A 5,341-nucleotide genomic window follows, 5' to 3' on the forward strand; every position below is an offset into this window, starting at 1 on the left:
CGCCGGCCTTGGCGACCGACACCAGGTCGCGGGGCGGCCGCTCATGCCCGCCGCCGTCGGCCCGGCCCGTCGCGAGCACCCAGGCGTCCGCGCCGAGCGTCAGCACCACCGCGCCCGCGACGATCCCGGGCAGCGTCCTGCCGCGCCCGCGCGGCGTTCCGCCCTGCCCGCGCATCGAGCCGCCCCCCGTCCCCTCGGTCCCTCGCGGCATCGTAGAGGACGGGAAACGGCCGGTGCGCCGGGCGGTCGGTGACGCCCGCCGGCGCCGCCGGTCAGTGCTGCACGGGCTGCGTGCCGAGCAGGTCGTCGTAGTCGTCCGGGAGCTGCGCCATGATGTGCTCGAACAGCCCCGGCTCGACCGACGCCTTGACGGCGGCCACCACCGCCCGCGCGTGCTGGCGGGCCTGCGGCGGCCGGGTGCCCTCGTTGTCGGCGACGCGCTCGTAGAACTCCTCCAGCCCGAAGCGCAGCCCGGGGCCCTCCTCCGGCAGCGCCTCGGCCAGCGCGGGCGGAAGCTGCGCGGCCAGGTCGCGGCTCTGGCCGCCGGCCAGCCGCTCGCCGAGGACCGCGAGCGTGGCGTCGATGGCGCGCTCGGCGTGGTCGGTGGTGTCGATGCGCCCGGTCTCGCGGACGGCCGACACCATTTCGTGCTCCTTCATGATCCCCCCGAAGGTCGGCTCAGACGGTCACGGCCATGCGGAACCCGATACCCGCCGGTCGGAGAAGGCATTCATCCCGGACGACCCGCTCCGGGACGGGGTCAGGCGGGCGCCGCGGCCTCCAGCAGCCTGCCGTCGGCGAGCCGCAGCCAGCGGTTCACCCCGATGTCGGCCAGGAACCGCTCGTCGTGGCTGACCACCACGAACGCGCCCTGGTAGGCGTTGAGCGCGCCGACGAGCCAGGTGGCGCTCGCCAGGTCGAGGTTGTTCGTCGGCTCGTCCAGGAGCAGCAGCTGCGGCGCAGGCTCGGCGCACAGCACGCACGCGAGCGTGGCGCGCAGCCGCTCCCCGCCGGACAGCACGCGGACCCGCAGGTGCGCGCGGGCCCCGCGGAACAGGAACCGGGCGAGCAGGTTCATCCGCTCGGCCTCCGGCACGCCCGGCGCGAACGCGGCGAGGTTCTCCGCCACCGTGCGGTCGAGGTCGAGCAGGTCGAGGCGCTGCGACAGGTACGCGACGCGCCCGTCGGCCCGCCGCGCCGTCCCGCCGCCCTCGGGGGAGAGGTCGCCGCCGATCAGCCGGAGCAGGGTCGACTTGCCGGTGCCGTTCGCGCCGATCAGCGCGACCCGCTCGGGGCCGCGGATCTCCAGGCTCGCGCCGGGCCCGGCGAAGACGTCCCGGTCCCCGTAGCGGACCCGCATGCGCTCGCCGAGGAACACCGTCCGCCCGGCGGGGACGGCGGTGGCGGGCAGCTCCAGGCTGATCGCCTGCTCGTCGCGCAGGGCGCGCTCGGCCTCCTGGAGCCGGGCGCGGGCGTCGCCGAGCCGCGCGGCGTGCGCCCCGTCGGCCCTGCCGGCCGACTCCTGGGCGCGCCGCTTGCGCGCGCCGGCGAGGATCTTGGGCAGGCCCGCGTCCTTGAGGTTGCGCGCGGCGTTGCTCTGCCGGCGCGCCGCCCGCTCCCGGGCCTGCTGCATCTCGCGCTTCTCCCGCTTCACCTCCTGCTCGGCGCTGCGGACGTCCTTCTCCGCGGCCTCCTGCTCGATCCGCAGCGCCTCCTCGTAGGCGGTGAAGTTCCCGCCGTAGAAGCGCATCTCGCCGCGCTCCAGCTCGGCGATGCGGTCCATCCGGTCGAGCAGCGTCCGGTCGTGGCTCACCACGAGGAGGCACCCGTTCCAGTCCTCCAGGACGCCGTGCAGCCGGTGCCGCGCGTCGATGTCGAGGTTGTTGGTCGGCTCGTCGAGCAGCAGCACGTCCGGCCGCTTCAGCAGCTGCGCGGCCAGGCCGAGCGAGACGACCTGGCCGCCGCTGAGCGTGTCCAGCCGGCGGTCCAGGGCGACGTCGCCGAGGCCCAGCCGGTCGAGCTGGGCGCGGGTGCGCTCCTCGATGTCCCAGTCGTCGCCGATCACGGCGAAGTGCTCCTCGGCGGCGTCGCCGGACTCGATGGCGTCCAGCGCGCGGATCACCGGGGCGACGCCGAGGACGTCCGCCACGGTCAGGTCGCCGTCCAGCGGGAGCGTCTGCGGCAGGTAGCCGAGCACGCCCTCGACCGAGACGGTCCCGGCGGCCGGGCGGAGCTCCCCGGCGATCAGTTTCAGCAGCGTGCTCTTGCCGGCGCCGTTCGGCGCGACGAGGCCGGTGCGGCCGGCGCCGACGGTGAACGACAGGTCCTGGAACACCGGGACGTCGCCGGGCCAGGAGAAGGACAGGGCGGAGCAGACGATGCGGGCATCGGACACGTGAGGGACCTCATGGGATGCGGCGGGCGTACCGGAGCCGCCCGGCAGGGGCAGGGATGAGAAGCGACGACGGGACGGCCACATCGGCGGCGCTCGTCCGCGCGCACCGGTGGCCGATCACTTCCGGGATCACCCGGAGATGTCGTCGTCACCTGCCACTGCTGATCTCCCTCTGCGGATCACTCGTCCGGGCCCACTTTATCAGCGCGCGGCGCCCACCTGGCCCAGCAGCGCCGCGGTGGCGTCCTCCGCGAGGGCGCCGGGCAGGTCGGAGCCCATCCGGTCGGCGGCCGCCGCGCGCAGCCGGACGGCGGCCGCGGCGCTCGCCGTGGCGGTCGCGGTGGCGAGCACGATGGGCGGCCCGCTGCGGATGCCGTCGCGGCGCGCCATGGCCCGGGCCGCGACGGCCGCGAGCGCCACGCGGGGCGCCAGGCCCTGGGGCGAGGTCCGCGGCGGGACGGACGGGAGCTTGTCGAGCCCCATCTCGGCCACCGTGAACAGGCCGTTCAGCACCTTGACGGCGGGATGGGAGAGCCGTCCGGACAGCCCCGGGTAGTAGCGGCGCGAGCGCAGCGCCAGCGCGCTCAGCCCGGCGGAGCTGCGGCAGCCGGTGGCCGCGCCGAGCGCCGCGGCCCGCATCAGGGCGCCGCGGGACGGGCGGTCGGGCGCCGGCTGCCGGAGGGCCTTGCGCTCCTCGTCGGCGCGGAACATCGCGCGGAGCGCGGAATGCGTCGTGATCCCGTACACGAGGTGCGGGATGGCGTCGGACGCCCAGTCCGTCCTGGTCCAGGTGCGCGGATCGGAGATCCCCAGCCGGGCGATCGGCAGGTCGGAGGCCGCCATCGCCGCCGCGCCCAGCAGCGGCCCGCCGATGACGGCGGGCAGCCGGATCCCGGCGGCGCGCAGCGCTCCGGCCAGCGCGCCCACCGCCATCCCGGTGCACGTGCCGCTGAGCGCGCCGAGGCCGTCCAGCCGGTTCGCCCGCTCCAGCTCGCCGCCGGGCAGGCGCACTCCGGCGCGGTCGGTCAGCGCGCCCGCGACGGCGGCCGGCGTCCCGCTCGCCGGGCGGCCCCGTATCGCCATGTCCGCTTCGGTCGTCGCGTTGAGCGCGGTCGTCCCCGCGGCGCCGGCCGCCATGCCGCGCAGGACGCCCTTCAGTAGTGAGGTCACGCCCCGGCACTACCCGCGCTGTCCGCGATTACCCGCGCGCCCGTGCGCTCAGCGGAGATGCACCGGCAGCGAGTTGACGCCGTAGACGATCGACAGCTTGCGGTAGCTCAGCTTGTCCGGCTCCACCGCGAGCCGCAGGTCCGGGAACCGGCGGACGAGCGCGGGGTAGGCGGCGCGCAGCTCCATCTTGGCCAGTTCGGCCCCGATGCAGCGGTGCGCGCCCCAGCCGAACGCCAGGTGCGGCGGGGTCTTGCGGCCGGCGTCGAAACCGTCCATGTCGGAGCCGAGCGCCTGGTCGCGGTTCGCCGCCGACAGCGAGATCAGCACGACGTCGCCCTCCGCGATCCGCACCCCGTCGACCTCGGTGTCCTTGCGGGCGAACCGCGGGAACGCCAGCTGCACCACCGTCAGGTACCGCAGCAGCTCGTCCACGAACGGGACGATCGCCTCGTCGTCGTCGTGCACCCGCTGGAACTGCTCCCGGTCGCGCAGCAGCACGATCGAGCCGAGCGCGAGCATGCTCGCCGTCGTCTCCAGGCCGCCGGTGAGGACGCCGTCGGAGAGCCCGGCGATCTCCAGGTCGTCGAGCTCGTCGCCGTGCTCGCGGATCAGCATGCCGATCAGGCCGGGGCCCGGCTCGACCCGCTGCCGGCGGACGACCTCGAGCAGGTAGTCCATCGACTCGGAGATCGCGCCGACCGACGCGCTGGCCCCGCCGAACAGGTCGAACCGGGCGCTGCTCAGCCGCTGGAAGTCGCTGCGGTCGCGGTGGGAGACGCCGAGCAGCTCGCAGATCGTCAGCAGCGGGACGGGCAGCGCGAACGACTCCATCAGGTCGACGGGGCCGGTCATGTCCGCCATCGCGTCGAGCCGCTCCTCGACGATCGTGTGGATCAGCGGCGTGAGGCGGCTCAGCCGGCGCATGGTGAACTCCGGCGTCAGCAGCTTGCGCCGCCGGGTGTGCACGGGCGGGTCGGAGAACCCCAGCCCGCCGGGCGTGAACCCGGCCGGGACGTCCACCTTGCCGACGAGGTTGGACAGGTCGTTGCTGAACGAGTCCGCGTCCGCGAGGACGGCCTTGGCCTCCTCGTAGCCGGTCACCAGCCAGACGCCGAAACCGAACGGGAGCGGCAGCTTGCTGATGCGCCGCGCCTCGCGCATCGCGGTGAGGTCGCTCACCGGGTCCAGACCGTCGCGGCGCAACGGCGCCAGCGTGGAGTTGGGCAGGAACCGGATCGACTCGAGATTGAAGCCGGCACGCTGCTTCCTGGCGATGTATCCCCGTACAAGCCACTTGGCCGCGCGTGCCCCGACATTCGCCATGATCGCAGGTTATTGATCAGAAGCGCACATCGCACCTCCGTGCAGGATCTAAAACATCACATCTTTGAGACGGCGGCCGCCAGATCTCACTGTGTGTCCTGTTCGTGCCGCTCTGCGTCCGATGGGGTGTTGCGGTCGAATGGCGCCGGGGCGGGGCGGGTAGGACGGTGACCGCAGGCCGGAGACAGGGGGGATGTCATGGCCGGCAAGAAGATGGAAGGGAACGTGGAGCAGCGCCGGAAGGCCGCCCGCGAGGCCAGGGAGCAGGGGAAGGCCCCGAGCGCCCGGAACGTCACCACCGGCGCGTCCAAGCAGCCGCACTCGGCGCCGAAGCACCAGCCGCACCACCACGCCGAGCGGCTCGACCGCATCCACCGGGGCAAGCAGCAGGACATCTCGCCCGAGCCGAAGCCGGGCTACGGCGAGCCGGCGTCCAAGAGGCGCCGCCGGGGC

At 74.5% G+C, this 5,341-nt stretch carries 6 protein-coding genes; 1 reads left to right on the plus strand and 5 read right to left on the minus strand.

Features of this window, described 5'->3' with window-relative positions:
- The 5 genes from ABZ914_RS45605 to ABZ914_RS45625 form a co-directional block, all read right to left on the minus strand.
- A partial coding sequence (locus tag ABZ914_RS45605) for a hypothetical protein (protein ID WP_500200916.1) occupies nucleotides 1-211 on the minus strand: 211 nt, incomplete at its 3' end.
- A gap of 61 nt (nucleotides 212-272) precedes the next feature.
- A complete protein-coding gene (locus ABZ914_RS45610) occupies nucleotides 273-659 on the minus strand; it encodes a DUF2267 domain-containing protein (protein WP_190856499.1) in 387 nt (128 codons plus the stop codon).
- 101 nt (nucleotides 660-760) lie between these two features.
- Nucleotides 761-2,395 carry a ribosomal protection-like ABC-F family protein gene (gene abc-f / locus ABZ914_RS45615; RefSeq protein ID WP_500200917.1) on the minus strand — a complete coding sequence of 545 codons (1,635 nt, stop codon included), beginning with the start codon at nucleotides 2,393-2,395 and terminating at the stop codon, nucleotides 761-763.
- Between the two features lie 201 nt (nucleotides 2,396-2,596).
- Nucleotides 2,597-3,565, minus strand: coding sequence for a hypothetical protein (locus ABZ914_RS45620; protein WP_500200919.1), 969 nt, complete (start codon nucleotides 3,563-3,565; stop codon nucleotides 2,597-2,599).
- Nucleotides 3,566-3,613: 48 nt separating this feature from the next.
- On the minus strand, nucleotides 3,614-4,888 hold the full coding sequence (locus tag ABZ914_RS45625; RefSeq protein ID WP_500200920.1) for a cytochrome P450: 1,275 nt from the start codon (nucleotides 4,886-4,888) through the stop codon (nucleotides 3,614-3,616).
- A gap of 198 nt (nucleotides 4,889-5,086) precedes the next feature.
- On the opposite strand from ABZ914_RS45625, the gene ABZ914_RS45630 reads away from it, so the two are divergent.
- A partial coding sequence (locus tag ABZ914_RS45630) for a hypothetical protein (RefSeq protein ID WP_500200921.1) occupies nucleotides 5,087-5,341 on the plus strand: 255 nt, incomplete at its 3' end.

It is taken from the genome of Spirillospora sp. NPDC046719, assembly GCF_040645715.1.
Classification (GTDB): Bacteria; Actinomycetota; Actinomycetes; order Streptosporangiales; family Streptosporangiaceae; genus Spirillospora.

Excerpts from the sequence above, each read along its gene's own strand:
- ABZ914_RS45610 (WP_190856499.1), bottom strand. The coding sequence starts at position 659 with ATGAAGGAGCACGAAATGGTGTCGGCCGTCCGCGAGACCGGGCGCATC.
- ABZ914_RS45625 (WP_500200920.1), bottom strand. The coding sequence starts at position 4,888 with ATGGCGAATGTCGGGGCACGCGCGGCCAAGTGGCTTGTACGGGGATAC.